This window comes from Streptomyces sp. CA189 (assembly GCF_056428985.1).
On record NZ_JBWJVM010000128.1, the window covers coordinates 1 to 15,893 of the forward strand.

Annotated in this window: 16 protein-coding genes and 3 pseudogenes; 14 read left to right on the forward strand and 5 right to left on the reverse strand. The window is 68.9% G+C overall.

Going from position 1 to position 15,893, the window contains the following annotated elements:
• The coding region (locus AC061S_RS42840) for an ISAzo13 family transposase (RefSeq protein WP_478691296.1) at nt 1-963 on the reverse strand (963 nt) is incomplete at its 3' end.
• 85 nt (nt 964-1,048) lie between these two features.
• Between AC061S_RS42840 and AC061S_RS42845 the strand changes: the two are divergent.
• The 3 genes and pseudogenes from AC061S_RS42845 to AC061S_RS42855 all read left to right on the forward strand — a co-directional run.
• Nucleotides 1,049-1,264 (forward strand): annotated as a pseudogene (locus tag AC061S_RS42845) (Mu transposase C-terminal domain-containing protein); the annotation flags it as partial.
• Between the two features lie 62 nt (nt 1,265-1,326).
• Nucleotides 1,327-1,476 (forward strand): hypothetical protein, encoded by a 150-nt coding sequence (locus tag AC061S_RS42850; protein ID WP_478691311.1) that lies wholly within the window; start codon nt 1,327-1,329, stop codon nt 1,474-1,476.
• Between the two features lie 13 nt (nt 1,477-1,489).
• The gene (locus AC061S_RS42855) at nt 1,490-2,266 is read left to right on the forward strand and encodes an AAA family ATPase (protein ID WP_478691297.1); all 777 of its coding nucleotides are present in this window, start codon (nt 1,490-1,492) and stop codon (nt 2,264-2,266) included.
• Here the strand turns inward: AC061S_RS42855 and AC061S_RS42860 are convergent.
• Both AC061S_RS42860 and AC061S_RS42865 read right to left on the reverse strand, forming a co-directional pair.
• Nucleotides 2,202-3,884: an FG-GAP-like repeat-containing protein gene (locus tag AC061S_RS42860; protein WP_478691298.1), complete on the reverse strand. Its 1,683-nt coding sequence runs from the start codon at nt 3,882-3,884 to the stop codon at nt 2,202-2,204. The two genes, AC061S_RS42855 and AC061S_RS42860, sit on opposite strands and share 65 nt — an antisense overlap.
• Nucleotides 3,885-4,284: 400 nt before the next feature.
• A complete protein-coding gene (locus AC061S_RS42865) occupies nt 4,285-4,959 on the reverse strand; it encodes a HalD/BesD family halogenase (protein WP_478691299.1) in 675 nt (224 codons plus the stop codon).
• Between the two features lie 232 nt (nt 4,960-5,191).
• On the opposite strand from AC061S_RS42865, the gene AC061S_RS42870 reads away from it, so the two are divergent.
• From AC061S_RS42870 to AC061S_RS42880, 3 genes and pseudogenes are all read left to right on the forward strand, one after another.
• A complete protein-coding gene (locus AC061S_RS42870; RefSeq protein WP_478691300.1) occupies nt 5,192-5,425 on the forward strand; it encodes an ArsR/SmtB family transcription factor in 234 nt (77 codons plus the stop codon).
• A pseudogene (locus AC061S_RS42875) lies at nt 5,425-6,143 on the forward strand (cation efflux transmembrane domain-containing protein). Before AC061S_RS42870 ends, AC061S_RS42875 begins: the two are co-directional and overlap by 1 nt.
• A 235-nt stretch (nt 6,144-6,378) precedes the next feature.
• A complete protein-coding gene (locus AC061S_RS42880; protein WP_478691301.1) occupies nt 6,379-6,819 on the forward strand; it encodes a VOC family protein in 441 nt (146 codons plus the stop codon).
• 735 nt (nt 6,820-7,554) lie between these two features.
• Here AC061S_RS42880 and AC061S_RS42885 read toward each other — a convergent pair.
• Entirely contained in the window at nt 7,555-8,058 is a 504-nt protein-coding gene (locus tag AC061S_RS42885; protein WP_478691302.1) for an SRPBCC family protein, read from the reverse strand.
• 15 nt (nt 8,059-8,073) lie between these two features.
• On the opposite strand from AC061S_RS42885, the gene AC061S_RS42890 reads away from it, so the two are divergent.
• The 6 genes from AC061S_RS42890 to AC061S_RS42915 all read left to right on the forward strand — a co-directional run bounded on the left by AC061S_RS42890 (nt 8,074) and on the right by AC061S_RS42915 (nt 12,543).
• Nucleotides 8,074-8,199 carry a hypothetical protein gene (locus AC061S_RS42890; protein WP_478691303.1) on the forward strand — a complete coding sequence of 42 codons (126 nt, stop codon included), beginning with the start codon at nt 8,074-8,076 and terminating at the stop codon, nt 8,197-8,199.
• 140 nt (nt 8,200-8,339) lie between these two features.
• Entirely contained in the window at nt 8,340-8,873 is a 534-nt protein-coding gene (locus AC061S_RS42895) for a hypothetical protein (RefSeq protein ID WP_478691304.1), read from the forward strand.
• Between the two features lie 369 nt (nt 8,874-9,242).
• Entirely contained in the window at nt 9,243-9,815 is a 573-nt protein-coding gene (locus tag AC061S_RS42900; protein WP_478691305.1) for a snapalysin family zinc-dependent metalloprotease, read from the forward strand.
• 366 nt (nt 9,816-10,181) lie between these two features.
• Nucleotides 10,182-10,346: a hypothetical protein gene (locus AC061S_RS42905; protein ID WP_478691306.1), complete on the forward strand. Its 165-nt coding sequence runs from the start codon at nt 10,182-10,184 to the stop codon at nt 10,344-10,346.
• 762 nt (nt 10,347-11,108) lie between these two features.
• Nucleotides 11,109-11,687, forward strand: a complete 579-nt coding sequence (locus AC061S_RS42910) for a TetR/AcrR family transcriptional regulator (RefSeq protein ID WP_478691307.1) — start codon at nt 11,109-11,111, stop codon at nt 11,685-11,687.
• Between the two features lie 571 nt (nt 11,688-12,258).
• Complete coding sequence (locus tag AC061S_RS42915) at nt 12,259-12,543, forward strand: hypothetical protein (protein WP_478691308.1); 285 nt, start codon at nt 12,259-12,261, stop codon at nt 12,541-12,543.
• A gap of 426 nt (nt 12,544-12,969) precedes the next feature.
• On the opposite strand, the gene AC061S_RS42920 is transcribed toward AC061S_RS42915, so the two are convergent.
• The gene (locus tag AC061S_RS42920; protein ID WP_478691309.1) at nt 12,970-14,247 is read right to left on the reverse strand and encodes an Nramp family divalent metal transporter; all 1,278 of its coding nucleotides are present in this window, start codon (nt 14,245-14,247) and stop codon (nt 12,970-12,972) included.
• A gap of 327 nt (nt 14,248-14,574) precedes the next feature.
• On the opposite strand from AC061S_RS42920, the gene AC061S_RS42925 reads away from it, so the two are divergent.
• Together AC061S_RS42925 and AC061S_RS42930 are read left to right on the forward strand one after the other, a co-directional pair.
• Complete coding sequence (locus AC061S_RS42925) at nt 14,575-14,847, forward strand: hypothetical protein (protein ID WP_478691310.1); 273 nt, start codon at nt 14,575-14,577, stop codon at nt 14,845-14,847.
• Nucleotides 14,848-14,895: 48 nt separating this feature from the next.
• A pseudogene (locus AC061S_RS42930) lies at nt 14,896-15,818 on the forward strand (hypothetical protein).
• Nucleotides 15,819-15,893 lie beyond the last annotated feature (75 nt).

A 15,893-nucleotide genomic window follows, 5' to 3' on the forward strand; every position in this document is an offset into this window, starting at 1 on the left:
GGTTCCTGGAGGGAAGTGGCAGACCGTGATGGACAGTCCGGTATCGGCCGCCAGGACGGCCAGCTCGGACTTCCACATCCGGAACCGGTAGCTGTTCGAGCCGCCGGCATCGGCGGTGATCAGCAGCCGGGTGGCGTCCCGGTAGTCGAGGTTTCCCCGTCCCTCCCACCAGCGGCGGATCGAGGCGACCGCGAACGCCGCGGTGTCGTGGTCCATGCCGACGTTCACCCAGCCCGTGTTCTCCGTGATGTCGTAGATGCCGTACGGGATGGCCTGCGACGCGTCCGGGCCGACGGTGAAGAAACTGTGGTCCTCGACCTCCACCGGCTCACCGGCCGGGCGCCACTGCCTTCCGGTGCTCGGCAGCTGCCCGAGCTGCTCCTTCTTCTTCGCGTCCACACTGATCACCGGCTGTCTGTCCGCCTGATGCTTCTTGACCTGGTCGTTGATATAGCGGAACTGAGCGTCCCGGTCGGGATGCTGCTTTCCCTCCAGCGTCTTCACGTTGGCCTGGAGGCTGAAGCCCTGCTCACGCAGTAGCCGGCCTACTGTCGGCGGTGAGACCGCATGACCCTGGCGGGTCAGCTCCTCGGCGAGATTCCGCAGTGACTTGGTCGTCCAGCGCAGGGGCGACATCGGATCACCCCGCTCGTCAGGCTCGACCAGGGCGAGCAAGGCCGGGATGAGCTTCGAGTCCAGGTCCTCGGCGCTCTTGCGACCACCACCAGTACGCCGGGCTCTGCCGTGGGGCAACGAGTCCTCGCCGGCCTCCAGCTCGAAAACGCCCCTGCGTACCGTCGTCTCACTCGCCCCCGCGGACTGTGCGACGGCCCGGACGCCGCCGTGCCCCAGCAGCCGGGCCTCGGCCGCCATCGCCAACCGCCGTTGCCGCTCATTCAGATGCGGCAATAACACCGCGAACCTGAGAGCGAGTTGGTCGCGAACCTCGCTTGATATGCGCACACCCTGCCAACGCGGCAGGGCCCACGAAGCAACGTGTTGATTCTTTACGGCGTCACCGTGGGTGGAGACGGTCTATCACCGGACGGTGCACTCGGAGAGGGGGCAGCCTCCGATCGAACGGTGGCTGGGTTCGATTCCCCGGCCGCTTCCGCTGCCCAGCCCCGTTGATCTTCGGGAGGCGTTTCTGTGGTCGGAGCTCCGGACCGTGACGAAGACCGCGACGGTCAGCCTGCACGGCAACACCTACGAGGTCGACCCGATGCTGGTCGGGATGAAAGTCGAGCTGGTCTTCGACCCGTTCGACCTAACCGAGACGGGGTCAGGACCTCGGGCAAGAGCGCGGGCAATGCCGTCCCGCACCGGGTGGGCCGGAACCCCCATCCGAAGGCGAGGCCGGAGACACCGCCGGAGTCGGCCCCGCCGACTGGAACCGACTACCTGAAGATCCTCGACGAGACCCACACGGCGAACACCGCGAACACCGCGAACACCGCGAAGGGCATCAACTACTAGTCCCTGATGGACGATGGGCGGGGACCGCGATGATCGACCGTGTTCAGGGGTATTTCGGTTTCACCCGCGTGCCCTTCGGCCGCAACCTGGCCCCGTCCATGCTCCACCAGCACCACTTCCACGGGAAGCCGCCGCCCGCATCGCGTGGTGCATCAACAACCGGGCGATCGGCGTGGTCACCGGCGAAGTCGGATCCGGCAAAACCGTCGCGCTCAAGGGCGCCGTCGCCGCGCTCGACCCGGCCCGGTTCACGGTCATCTACCAGCCCAACCCCGAGGTCGGCCTGCGCGGACTCTACGACCGCATCGTCACCAGCCTGGGCGGGACCCCCAAGTTCCACCTGGACGCGATCCGCATGCTCACCAACTACGACATGGATTCCACGACGCCGTTCGCGGTGCTGCTGATCGGCCAGCCCACCCTGCGCAAACGCATGAAGCACGGCGTCCTGGCGGCCCTGGACCAGCGGATCTCGATCAGCTACCAGATGCCCACGATGAGCAAGGAGGAGCATCCACCTCACCAGCCGCGGCCTGCCCCGCTCGGTCGACAACACCGCCTGGCAGTCCCTCATCGCAGCCTTCACCGAGGAGAAGGGAATCGTCGACGAGTCCTCCACCCGCACCGCGATCACCGAGACCCACGCGACAGAGTGAGCACGAAGCCGACACCGTGTGCACGACGCCCTCATGCTCGTATTCAGCGTCGATCAACAGTGTCCTGCGTCAGCCGAGGTTGGAGAAGTAGCCCCAGCCGCCGGTGCCCACCGTCATGGAGTTGCTTTCCGTGAAGGCGGCGCCTCCCGGGTGGAAGACGAGCTCGAACGTCGGCGTGGTGTACCAGAGGTCGGAGAGGCCGTCGGCGTTGCCGTCGCCCGCGGAGAGTCCAAGCACGCGGGAGCTCGCCGGCAGGTTGCCGATGACCGTGGAGGTGGTCAGGGTCTTCGCGACGCTGTCGTAGCCGTACTGCTTGATGTCCCCGGCGGCGTCACGCGCCCAGATTTCAGCCTTCTCGTCCCCGGTCGTGTCACCGGGAACGAGGATCTCCCGGTTCTGCCAATCCTCGACGCTGATCCGGACTGCGCCGTACGAGAGCCATCCGCCGTCCGCCGCCTCACGGCCGCGGTGGAGCCACAGGCCCGTGCTGCTCTTGGCCAAGAGGTCCGGGCTCCCGTCGCCGTCGACGTCGCCGGCCGCGACCGGGGTGGTGTGGGCCCAGCCGGTCTCGGACACCTTCATCACCACACCGGCTTCGAGGTCGCCGTTGCCCGTGTTCTTGTGCAGGATCAGCTCGTCGCCCTTGCGGGCGACGACGTCCTCGTCGCGGTCACCGTCCCAGTCCCCGCGGTGGCTGACCACCGCGCCATTCCACTCGGGTCCGCTGCCGATCACGCGCGGGGAGCCGAACGCGCCCCGGCCCGTCCCGGGATACAACCGCAGGGTGTCGTCCTTGCGCACCGCGAGCATGTCGGGGCAGAGGTCGCCGTTGAGGTCGCCCGGCACGTGTACCGCGGTCCGCTCGAGCGGCTGGGCCTCGGCCCACAACAGCTTGTGGTCCTCTACGGGCGTCAGGTCGATGTCGGCCGTCTTCGCCTTGAAGCCCGTGAAGTCCCTGCTGCCGAAGAAGGCGTGGTCGTACTTCATCCGGTACTTCGGGGGGTTGTCGGTCGCCGCCCAAGCAGTGGGACTGGGGCTAGTGGCGTCCGCCTCGACGAAGGGGCCCGTGGCACACAGCCCGGTCTCCATCGGCTTGAGCGCCGAGTGGGTCGGTATGGCGTTGAAGTCACCGAGTACCAGCGCGGGCGCGCCCGCCGCCCACCGCTCCATGTTGTCGAGCATCACCGGCGTCCCGTTCGACGGGATGCTCGTCGCCAGGTGCGTCCCGCACGCCAGCGTGGTCCGGCCGCCGATCGGGCCCTTCACGCACGCCACCCACCGCTGCTCCTCCAGCTTGGGCTCAGCGGGGTTCACCAGTGCCTGGTGTGTCGAGAAGTCAGCCGCCGTGCCCTTGACGAACACCGCGTTCCCGAACTTCTTCGAAGTTCCTCCCCAGCGCTCGCACCCAACAGGCTCCTGATCGCCGACCCGTACCGACGTGTAGCCGACCAGCAGGTTCGCCAGCGCCTCGTACTGACCCGTACACAGCTCCTGCAGCGCGATCACATCGGCGGTCCCGCCCTCGGAGACCATCCGTGACTGGAACTTCGCCGCCCACTCCTGGGCCGTGTCGACGGTGTTCTTGCATACGGACGCACCGCACGCGTTGTACGTGACGGTACGCACTGCCTGCGGTGCGACCGGGTCGGCCGCCACCGGCTGCGAACCCCCGGTCACGGCTCCAGCAAGTAGCGCCAGGCCGACGGCCAGCCGGCTCGCCGTGCTGCCGAGTGTTCTGCGTATGCCCTTCAACAGTTCCCCACCCTCGAAACGAAGATCATGAATCCAGGACATCGTAGGGGCACCGCCGCTGGTACCAGCACGCGGACCGCGTGGAATCGCCGCTCGGTACAGACGGGTAGACCTGCTGGTCAGAGTGTCCTGGGCGGTCAAGGTGACGTCCGAGCCCCGGAGGGAAAGCGGGCTACGGCGGAGTCCGCGCCGTAGCCCGCTCGATCCAGGGAGCTGCTCCTGATGCAAGCCTCGCGGGTGCGTGCTGTGGGTGGGGAGCGACCCGAGCATCCGGCCGAGCGTGCCGTGATCGCATGCTGCGGGGGCAGCAAGAGCATCGACGCCGTACGCGCTGCCCTGCAACGCTCCCCGGAGGTCAGGAGATCGGCCGCTGCGCCCGCTGCCGGCCGGCCGGCGGGTCTCAGTCGTAGAGGAGGAAGGCGGTCTGGGTGGTTGCGCCTTGGCGGCCGGGTGTGGTGTACGCGAAGTTGAGCACGGTACGCCGTACTCCGTCACGCTCGAGCGGGGTGACGCGGTGGGCGGTGAGGTCGCTGTGCAGGAGGTAGCCGTCGGCGGGCCGGTGGTGGACGCGTCGGGTGCCGGGTGCGTGGAGGGCGCCGAGGTCGCTGCGGCCGGGGTGGAACTCCAGCAGTCCGCCGTCGGTGTGGTGTGGTGGGGCTTCGATGAAGAGGACCAGGGCGAGGGGGTAGTCGTCGGTGTGTGCGCCGTGGGTGTCCCCGGGGCGGTGCAGGACGTTCAGGACGTGCCGCTCGACGGGGTCGTGCACGGCGCAGACCGTCTCGCCCAGGAGCGAGGAGAGCAGCCCCATCAGGTCCCGGTTCTCGTAGAGGCGCGTGATCACTGGTGAAGCGCGGGCGATGTGCTGTCCGCCGAGGGTGGTCATGTGCCGGGGGCTGTCGGCCATGCCGGGCATGCGGAAGTCGCGGCGCACGGCGTCGGCCTCCAGCCTCCGTGCTTCACTTGCGAGGTCGGCGAGCCCGGTGGGGCTGATCAGTCCGGGCAGGGCGACGTAGCCGTCGGCGGAAAACTGTCGGCGCAGGGATTCCCAGCGTGTGGGCACAGGCAGCGAGAACACGGCCGATGCATCCCGCCTGCCCGCACCGGCCAAACCCCGCCTCGCCCACCTGGACCCACGTCTGTCCGCACACGCAAAGGCGCGGAGGGTCGAGGCCGACGGCCGGCGCTACGCGGACTGACGTGAAGAGAGGCATGGGGGTCAATCTGGCGATTGGGACCGGCTAGCTGCTCAGTCCCACCGATTATCATCCACCTTTCTGTGAATTCACGATTCGCTGTACTGTCAGGGGGTGCTGACCGTTGTCTCCGACATCAACGTGCTGGCCCGTTTCGGCCGCGCGCTCGCCGACCCGATCCGCTGCCGCATCCTCCTCGCGCTGCGCCAGGCGCCGGCCTACCCCGCCGACCTGGCCGACGCGCTCGGCGTCTCCCGCACCCGGCTGTCCAACCACCTGGCCTGCCTGCGCGACTGCGGCCTCGTGGTTAAGACCTGCCCGGACGTCACCGAGAAGGGTTGCTGCTGATGACCGCGATATCCCTGGGGCCGTCCCCGGCACGCCGCGACGCGCTCGCCCGCCGATACGGTTCCTGGTCGCCGCGACGATCACCTACAACGTCATCGAAGCGATCGTCGCGCTCACCGCCGGCACCTTGGCCTCCTCCACCGCGCTCATCGGCTTCGGCCTCGACTCGATCATCGAGGTGTCCTCCGCCGCAGCGGTCGCCTGGCAGTTCTCCGCCCGCGACCACGGCCTGCGCGACGCCCGGGAGAAGGCCACTCTGCGGATCATCGCGGTCTCCTTCTTCGCCCTCGCCGCGTACGTCAGCGTCGATGCCGTCCGCGCCCTGACCGGCACCGGCGAGGCCGAACGCTCCATCCCCGGCATCGTGATCGCCGCCATCTCCCTCGCGATCATGCCGTTCCTCTCCGCCGCCCAGCGCCGCGCGGGCCGCGAACTCGGCTCCGCGAGCGCGGTCGCGGACTCCAAGCAGACCCTGCTGTGCACCTACCTCTCCGCCGTCCTCCTGGCCGGCCTGGTCCTCAACGCCACCCTCGGCTGGTCCTGGGCCGACCCCATCGCTGCCCTCGTCATCGCCGCCATCGCGCTCAAGGAAGGCCGCGACGCCTGGCAGGGCAAGGGCTGCTGCGCACCCACGACTCACACGTCGGCCCCCGCCCGTACCAGCGCGGCCGAGGCCGACGCGTGCGGCTGCGAGCCGGGCTGCACCGGCTGCTCGTGAACACGTTGCCGACCCGCGGCCATCGACGACGCACCCCGGTTCGCCGGAACCGGTCCGCAGGAGAGCGACCGGACACGACCGGGCCCCGGTGACGCTGAAGCTGTGGCGGTGCCGAGGCGCGATCCAGAGTTTTCGAAGTCCGGGAGTCTGAGGATGTCGAGAACGTGCCACCGGCTCCGTCCCAGGGACATCAGCGGCCACCCACCCGCCGCACGAGAACGAAGGAGACGCCGCCATGGCGATTCAGCGGATGGACAACGTAGGCATCGTCGTCGAGGACATGGACGCCGCCACCGCGTTCTTCATGGAACTCGGTATGGAGCTGGAGGGCACCGCGCAGGTCGAGGGCCTCGTCGCCGACCAGTGCACAGGCCTGGACGGCGTTCACTGCGACATCGCGATGCTCCGCACCCCTGACGGTCACAGCCGGCTCGAACTGGCGAAGTACCGCAGCCCCGCGGCAATCAGCGCCGGGCCGCGCGACCGACCGCACAACATCCTGGGCACGCACCGCGTCATGTTCGCCGTCGACGACCTCAAGGACACTGTTGCCCGTCTGCGTCCGCACGGTGCCGAGCTCGTCGGTGAGATCGCCCGGTTCGAGGACAGCTATCTGCTCTGCTACCTCCGCGGCCCGGAGGGCATCATCGTCGGATTGGCCGAGCAACTGCGCTGAGAAGGAGAAACGGCACCGCGCAGCGGACGCTCTCGCGCTGTCGAGGTGCGGCCCCCGTCACGGCCCCAGTGGCCAGGGTCGCACCCTTACGGACGAACTACCCCGCCGCCGAACGAGCCGGCAGTACTGTCCCTCGGCCATGAGCCACCTGCCCGGCCGCGGCATGGTGCTGCTGAGGGGGACGAGGAAGAGACTGGGCCGCCGCTCTCGTGAGCGCACTCACCCCAGTGGGTAAGCGGGCCGGGTGGTCCAGCATTCTGGACCCGGCGACGCGGTGGTGTCCCCGCCGCTCGCTCGGGCCGGCGGGCCCCTCCGCACGCGCCTGAGGAGCGCGCCCGGCGCAGCGCCCGGCGGCGCGGCGTACTGGCCCGTCCGGGGCGGGTTAGGTTGTGCGCGGTCCGCGCCGACATGTGTCCGCGGGCCAGGGACGGTGCCCAGAACGCACTATCGGAGGCCGGCACGCTGGCGCACCTGCCGGTTTCGGCGCTGAGACGGTCGATCGCGGCGTGGACATCGGCGAGGCCGGGAAGCAACCGACGGTGAGTGCTCAGGTGGCGTCGCCGGTCGTGGTGAGGAAGCGGCGGATCGTATCCCGCGCCGGGCCAAGGAGGCGTAAAGGGCGGGCGGCAGGGTCGGCCGGGCGCCGAGCTGTTCGTTGAGGCGGTCTGCCCCGGTCATCCCTGGGAGGGCGTGCGGTTCTCCTCGGCGTGGGGGAGCCGGACGTCCGGACCCCGCTCAGTCCATCGCTCTGCGGACGTCCTTTCCCTGCTCGGCGAACGCCTTGAAGTCCTGCATGTGCTGTCGCGACTGCTTGCGGAAGGCGCCGGGCATCAGAAGTCCCACCAGTTTCATCAGAAGGCCGCTGAACCGGTATTCGTTCTCGCTCTCCCAGAGCGTCGTTTCCGGGCTGGCTTCGGTCAGCCGGTCGCGCACGGCGCTCCACATGCCCTCGCCGACGATCTCGCGGTCGAAGTGAACTACGCTCGTTTTCCGGATCTCGCGCAGGTCCGTCGGTTCCCGGCGTGTGATGGTCTCGGTGCACTCGAGCTTCCGCTTGCCCATCTGCATCACGACACGCGACTTGGTGCCGAGCTGCCCGTGCTCCCCGGTCATCGGCTCGTGCAGCACCAGGCCCCGCAGCCATTTCGGGAGGTGTGCCGGGTCGGCGAGCAGCTGGACCACCTTCTCCCGCGGCAGGGCGATCTCGATGGAGACGGTGTATTTCATGGGGCGCATCATTCTTTTCTTCTAGGCGTGGGACAACGTGCTTTCATACTGCTCGTCGTGAACCTCGGCAGCTGGGAGCCATTCCGCACCTCGCGGATCGCCCGGGTGATCGTGGAGCGGTCGACGCCGGACCAGCAGGCCAGCACGTCGTGAGTGGCCCCGTGGCGAAGGGGCAGCCCTTGGCGGCCCCTCCCGGTCATGGCGCGGCCCATCGGCCGAATTCCTTCTGCTGAGTGCGAGATTCCACTGCGAGGCTACGGGCGTCCAACCGGATCGCACCAGACGGAGTTCCCATGAACCGAGTACGCTTTCGCCCCGTCTTATTGACCGCCGCCGCAGCGCTCGCCCTGGTCCCGGCCGGGCTTGGCGCTACGGCGGCGCAGGCTTCGCCCGCCACTGCGGCTGTTGCCCCGGCCGCCCTGGGCAGCAGTGACACCGAGACCGTCATCACGGGCACGACCGGCCTGAACCGGGGCGAGGCCTGGTATTCGCCCGACCGCCGGACCATGCTGATCCAGCAGTACGACGGCCACGTGGTGCTCTACCGCGACAACGTTGCCATCTGGACGGCCACGGGAAGCTACGGCTACGGGAATACCTTCTACATGCAGGCCGACGGGAACCTCGTCTCCTACGACGCGGCGATGCGCCCGCTGTGGAACAGTGCCACCGACCATCACTGGGGTGCGCATCTGGCGATCCAGAACGGCGGGAACCTGGTGGTCTATTACGGGTCCACCCCGCTGTGGTGGTCCAATTTCCGGCCGGGCGGCCCTGTGGATCCGGGCGACGACTGTACCCCGAGGCCTGGCAGGCTCTGCCCGTAAGGCGAGACGCCGAGTGACACCCTTGCTGCTGAGCGAGGCCGCTGACCCTGATCGCATGGGATCGCGAAGCTGGCTGGCTGTCATGGGCGTACCTGTTCACACCTTGCTTTTGCGGCGCAGCCGTCCGCAAGCGGTACGGCTGCGCCGGCGCGGCCGCGCGAGGTGCCGCCCGCTGACCGGGCATCGGCTGGAGTTCCTGCCGGAATTGGCTGGCAGGTGCATGACGGTTTGGTGGGGTACGGGGCTACCTTCTTAGGGCTCCGGAGGGGCGGCTGTCCGAACGCGCGGCCACAGGCGGGCGGTGGCGGCGCCTCCAGTGCCCCGGCTCCGCCGAGGGGCCGGTCCCCCCACGCATGAAGGAAGACGACCATGTCTTTGGGCACCTGGCTGAAAGTCGGCACCTCCGCCGCCGCAATGGTTCTCGCGGCGGCAACCGCCGCGACCGCGGCACCCGCGCCCGTATCGGACGCCTCCGCAGCGGTAGTGACGCTCCGTTACAATGACAGCCGGGCTGGCGGCTGGGAAGCGGCCATCACGGCCGGGGTCGCTGCCTGGAACGCGAACGTCAGCAACGTTCGGCTGGTGGAGGCCGCGCCCGGGGTCCGGGCCGAGATCGTCATCGTGGCCACCACCGGCTGGCCGCAGGCTACCCTCGGTCCGGTCCGTCCTGGGCGACAGGTGCGAGTCGAACTCGGCGCGCAGGCCGTGAGCCAGGGGTACGACAAGACGCGCATCGCTGCGCACGAGCTGGGCCACAGCCTGGGCCTCCCGGACACCAAGCCGGGGCCGTGCTCCCAGCTGATGTCCGGGTCCAGCGCCGGGACGGCCTGCACCAACGCCGTGCCCAACGCGACCGAGCGCTCCCGCGTGCAGAACGCGTACGCGAACGGGCTCGCGGCAACCGTGCCGACCGACAGCCGGGTACTCATCGACGCCCCCTGACCGGCGGTTGGGCGGGTGGGCCGGTGCGGGGCCCTGGCTGGGAGGGGACTCCCGGAGGCGACCGTGCCGGTCCACTGCCGCGCCTTCACCGGGAAGCAGCTTCGGGCGCTTCGCCCAGACCAGTTGGCCTGGACAACCGAGCGCGGCATAGCCCACTGGTGAGGGTCTCCCCGGCGACGGCCGTGTCCCGCTCGACCACCACATCCACCGCCGCCGCGGCTCCCGGACAGTCGGCCCCGGTCGAAGCCGCGTTCCTTGAGCACCGGCACCGGGCCGCACCGGCCAAGGGCGCGGGCCCGGGTGGCGGACCTCCGCCCGCGCGTGTGAGCGCGCACCGCGTACGGCCCGGGGCGGGGCGGTGGCGCCGTGGCTGTCCTGACGCTGCTGCTCGCGCTCGTGGAGGCGGTGGAGACCGCCCGTCTGTGGCATGAGGCGAAGGGGCGCAGGAGCGCCCGGTCCGTCCGGCGCACGCACGATGCCGTCGCGTACGCGGGCGCAAGGCCGTGGCCCGGCACCGTCGGGGCGCGTTAGCCCGGCGGCGCCGCGTACGCCGCCCGGCCCGGCCGGGCCCCGCCCGGTCCCGCTGATCTCCTGCCCGCGATCCCGAGGACCGCCGTTTCGGGCAATCGGCAGAAGGCCCGTGAGCGAGACCTCATCGGCGAGCCACCCTTCACGACTGCGGCGGTATTCACCGAGCAACGTGCCCCAGCCGTACTCACCATGGCCGTCGCGGCCGAGTTGGTAGAGATCGTCGAAATTCTGCAACGGCTCCGGTTCACAAGCCGGCAGGCGGACCGAGTAGGTGAGGCTCTCCCCACCCGCCGCTTCCAGGAACGACCGGTATGACGCCGACAGGGGGAGGCCAATCTCCTGCTCGAGACGTCCCAACTCCTCGGCTTCGAACGGCCTGAACGGCCCCACGATCAAACGGCCCCGATACCAGCGCGATATTTCCTCAGGCGCGGACCGATTATCGCACCTACGAACGACCCAAGCGGTGACCACTCGACGGGCACACCCGAGAGTCTTCGTGTTCACCGAGTCGTCGCACACGAAGCGCCATCAGGCTGCCCTTCGAGATCAACGAATGCGGTGAACGGTCTCTCGCAGGGGCAAGGGTGGTCTTGAGGTGCCTGACCCGCTGGGGCGTCTTTCCGGTACCCGTGTCCCGGGTACCGGGGACGCCCCCCGCTGTGCAATCGATACGAAACGGATCGTTGCGTGATCAGTGTGTGGCTGGAATCGATGGCTGTCAACACGAGACGTAGCGTTGCGCTCGGATAGGGTCGGTGTGTGAGTCCCGCAACCCGCAGCGAAGAGTCCCGGCAGGCCATCATCGAGGCTGCTCTCGGCCTGTGTGTTGAGCGGGGATTCGCCTCGACCACGATCGAGGGCATCGCCGCCCGGGCGGGTGTCGGTAAGACGACCATCTACCGGTGGTGGCCCTCCAAGGCCGCCATCCTCATCGAGGGCGTCGAGAACGCCCGGGACGCCGCCGCCGGCTTCCCCGATACCGGTGACATCCATGCGGACCTAGCCGCTCAGACATCGAGCGTCATGCGACTGTTCAACACGGAGTTCGGCGAGATCTGGCGTGGACTGATCGGTGCCGCCCAATCCGATGAGGCTGCGGCGGACGGCGTCACCCGCATCCTGCGGGTCTCCATCGACGCATGTGTCGCGCGCCTCGCCACAGCACGCGATGCCGGGCAGATCCGCACCGACCTCGACCTCGAGATGGCGGTCGAGCTGCTCTACGGGCCGATCTACCACACCTGGCTCTTGCGCACCCGCCCCCTGCCAGAGGCGTACATGGAGAAGGTTCTCGCCGTGCTTCTGCCCGCGTTGGTACCCACGCCCGGCGAGAACTGACCTGACCATTCGCATTGGCCCGAGGCCCGGATCATGAGGGGTCGCAAGCTCCGCTGCCCCCGCCCGATGGTGGACAAGCCGCTTGGCTCGTGCGCGACCTTCCTGCTGCCGCTCCCGGGCAGGTTGGCGCGGTAGCGGCCGAGGCGCCCTGACTCAGTGAGAGGACGCCATGTCGAGCAGCCCTGGAGCCGAGGACGCCGCCCTGCCCCAGCCGACGTCTCCACCGAGCGTGCCCTCGTCTGCGGGAAATTCGGCCCCATCGGAGGACCCGCCGCGGCGGCGCTTAGGTGAGATTGCCGCGGCGGTGTCGGCCTTGGCCGCCGTTCTGGGTGTCGTTGTGGGCTTCATCGGTCTGCCCGCCGTTTCGAGATCACCGACCGCGAAAGGGCCCGCGCCGGCCCCGACGGTCACCGTCACCGCAGCACCGTCACAGCCGACCACTGAGCCACCAGCGCCGGGGACTAGCCGTGGCGCCGCCCCATCGGCTTCCGGCAGTCCCCGTGCGAGTACCGGCTCGACGCTCTCGCTGGCGCTGGAGTACGGGTTTCGTCTACGGGGGGCTTCACCGGCTGTGGAACGCTACCGCCAGGAACTGGATTTCTACCGGGACTACGACGAGTTGTGGGCGATCAACGAGGCACGGATCGTCGCTCTTGAGGCTGCGGAACCTGGTTCTCTGGCGACATGCAAAGCCGTTACGCGTTTCGTCGACGTGCTGAAGATCTCCTCACTCGAAGCGGGCATGCGGTTCTGCTTCGAGAGCGGCAAGGGCTTCCTGGCGCTGGTCGAGGTCGGCAAGGACGGCGACCATGAGAAGTTCCTCGACCTCAAGATCACCTTTCTGGGAACTCGGTGAAGGTGCGCATCGCCGCGTTTCCCCTCGACGCAGACCTGTGGCAAGGGGCGCCGCACCCGGGAGAGGCCTCGTCGAGCCGCCATTCGGCTCTCAATCTCCGCGAACACCTCCCGGCTCGCCAGTCAGCAGGTGTTCGCGGTCTGTAGCCGGCTTGACTGGGTGCAGTCCGCCCGTCGGCCTGGTGTGACGACCAGGGACAGCGGGAGGCAGCGGCCGTCGGCGCTCAGGTGGAGCTTGTTGGTGAAGTCGCCCCGCGAGCGGCCCAGGCCCTCATCCCCAGCACCACCTCCACCAGACGGGCGATGAGGCTCTGCCAGGGCGTCTCGTTCTGGTGTTCTGGAAGTTCGACCCTCTTTGAGCCGGGGGGCGGGCGGCGGGTTGGTTCATGCGGCGGCCGCGTGCTGATGCCCCGGAACTGTGGGTCCGCTACTGGAGCAGCTCCCACAGTTGCTGGACGCACAGCACCACGAACAACAGGGCGGCGGCCCCCAGCATCGCGTTGCTTAGGAGGCCGTTGCGCCAGTGGGACGGTGTGCGTGAGGAATTGAGTAGCCACAGCAGCGTCAGGGCCAGGAAAGGCATGAAGAGCGCGCCGATCACTCCGTACACGATGATGAGCCCGAAAGGCTGGTCCAGGAAGAGCAGGCTGATGGGCGGGAAGGTGAGCCAGAGCAGATAGGCTCGGAAGGGCAGGGACTTCGACGGGCTCGTCCCGGTCCGGGCGAGGGACGGCCGGAACTTCGTGGCGAAGTCGGTGAACATCAGACTCACTCCGTGCCATACGCCGATCAGCGAGGTGAAGGATGTTGCGAAGAACCCGACCAGGAACAGCTTGGCGGTCGCCTCTCCGTAGTGTTCCTCCAGAACGGCACTCAGGTCGATCAGGCCTTTGTCGCCCTTCGCCAGCGCCACGCCGGACGAGTGCAGCAGCTCGGCCCCGACGATGAGCATGGCCACGACGAAGACGCCGGTAGTGAGGTAGGCGACGCGGTTGTCGAGCCGCATCACCTTGATCCAACTCGTGTTCGTCCAGCCCTTCGCGTTGACCCAGTAGCCGTACGCGGCGAGCGTGATCGTCCCGCCCACACCGCCGATCAGGCCGAGCGTGTAGACCAGCGAACCGTCCGGCAGGACGGGCACCAGGCCGGCGAAGGCGGCGTCGAGGCGGGGCGTGACGCGGATCGCGAGATACACGGTGATCAGGAACATTACGCCGACCAGGACCGTCATGACCTTCTCGAAGACGGCGTACTGGTTGAACCAGACGAAGACCAGCCCGGCCAGACCACACAGCACGGCCCAGAGTTTGAGGTCCATCGTGTCCGGGAACAGCACGGCCAGCGGGAGCGCGCTGGAGGACATCGCGGCGGCTCCGTAGACGAAGCCCCAGACGACGACGTACACCGCAAAATAGACGGTGGTCCAAGAGCCGAGGCTGCGCCAGCCGTCGAAGAGGGTGCGGCCGGTGGCGAGATGCCAGCGGCCGGCCGCTTCGGCGAGCGAGATTTTGACCAGGCAACCGATGACCGCGGCCCACAGCAGGGTGTAGCCGAACTTGCTGCCCGCGATGAGCGTGGCAACGAGGTCGCCGGCCCCGACACCGGTCGCCGCCACTACGATTCCGGGGCCGATGGATCGCCAACTCGCTTTGCGTGGAGTGTGGTTCTCGCCCTCCACCGTGTTGGCCTGGGTGGTGTCTGCCATCGTGGCCGCCTTCCCGTTCGCCCCGTGAGTGACGAGAGTCACCAAAACGGTTTGGCGGCGGTCGCGCAAGAGGCCCTCTACGCAGACCTCCGCACGATCGGAACCCGGTCACGCACCGTCAGCGGTCTGTGCCCGGGTCGTCTGCTTCGCTCGGCCCGGTCTCCGGATCCGAGCTGTCGTCGACATCGGAGACCGCGGCATCCTCGTCATCGACTTCGGTAGAGCTCTGGATGCCCGCCAGCCCTCTCCGCTGCCCGCCTGGCTCGCCCAGGAACTGGAGCGCACAGGGCACCTGCCGGCGCCTCACATCCCGGCCCCCCCCGCCCCGTGCTGCCCCGAGCCCGACAGGCAGTCCAGGCGGCTGGCGGCGGCCAGGACCAGACATCCCGGCTCCTGGCAGCTCTGCTCGCCGACGTCGCCGCGTGCTCCCAGGTCACCGAAGGAGCAGGGTTCACGGAGAAGCTGAACCGGGCCTCCTACACCCCGGGAGGCCTCGTCGCGGCCGGGCACGTAGCCGCGGCCGCGGCCACGGCGGCCCTACGCGAGACCGCGGAGATGACGCGCCCCGGCCAGTCCCAGCGCCGCACAGTTCATCCGTAGCGGCATGGCCGCCGGCGCGCAGCGCCCCCTGCACCTTGGAGGACGCCGGTGAGCCCCGCCCCCCGAAACCGACGGCTTCCTCTTCGACTTCGAGGCCGAGGCCATCGCCGCCCAGATCCTCGCGCAGGAGCCCCCGCCTGGACCGGCGCCCGTTCCCGCACAGGGCGGCGCGAGCGCGCACCTGGAACACGCCACCTCAGCAGGGCTGCTGCCCGACACCCTCAGCGACTGCGGCAACGCCAAGCTGTCGTCCGCCTCTACTCCAAGGACTACCGGCACGTACCAGGCCTCGGCTGGTACCGGTGGGACACCACCCGCTGGCAGGGCGATGAGGACGACACCGTGGTCTGGGCCGCCGGAGACCTCGCCGAAGCCATCGCATCGACCGACCCCCGCGGCATCCACAGCAACCAGTCACTCCAAAATCACCGTCGCCGAGCGCTGAGCACCTCGGGCATGAGCGCCATGCTGACCCAGGCGAAGACGGCCCCCGGCATGGTCCTGCGGGCCCAACTCCTGGACGCGGACCCGTACACGCCGTGCACCCCGCCGGCATCGTCGACCTCCACACCGGCCTCATCCGGACCCCGCAGCCCGACAAGGACTTCAACTCCCGCTCCACGTCGACCGGCCCCCAGCAGCAGGCCACCCCGCGCTGCGACCGTTTCCTCACGGACACCTTCGGCGAGAACGCCGAAGGCAAGGAGATGATCGACTTCCTGCACCTGATGCTCGGCTACTCCATCACCGGAGACGTCGGCGCCCAGGTCATGCCCTTCCTCTTCGGCTCCGCGGTCAGCGCGAGCATCGCCGCCGCGCCAGCGAACCGCAATGCGCCGCAGGCGACGGCGGCGGGCGGCCCGGCAGCCACCAGCAGCGCGGAGCCAGGCCGTTCCCCCGCACCGGGATCTGAGCCGACTGTGCGTTCTCGTTCATGTTGCGGTGTGGCCGTTGACGGGCTGTCTCTTTGACCTGTGATGCTGCGGGTCGATGAGGCGGTCGGTGATGGGTTGTTTCCGGTGTCGGAGGGGTCTTGAACTGCGGTG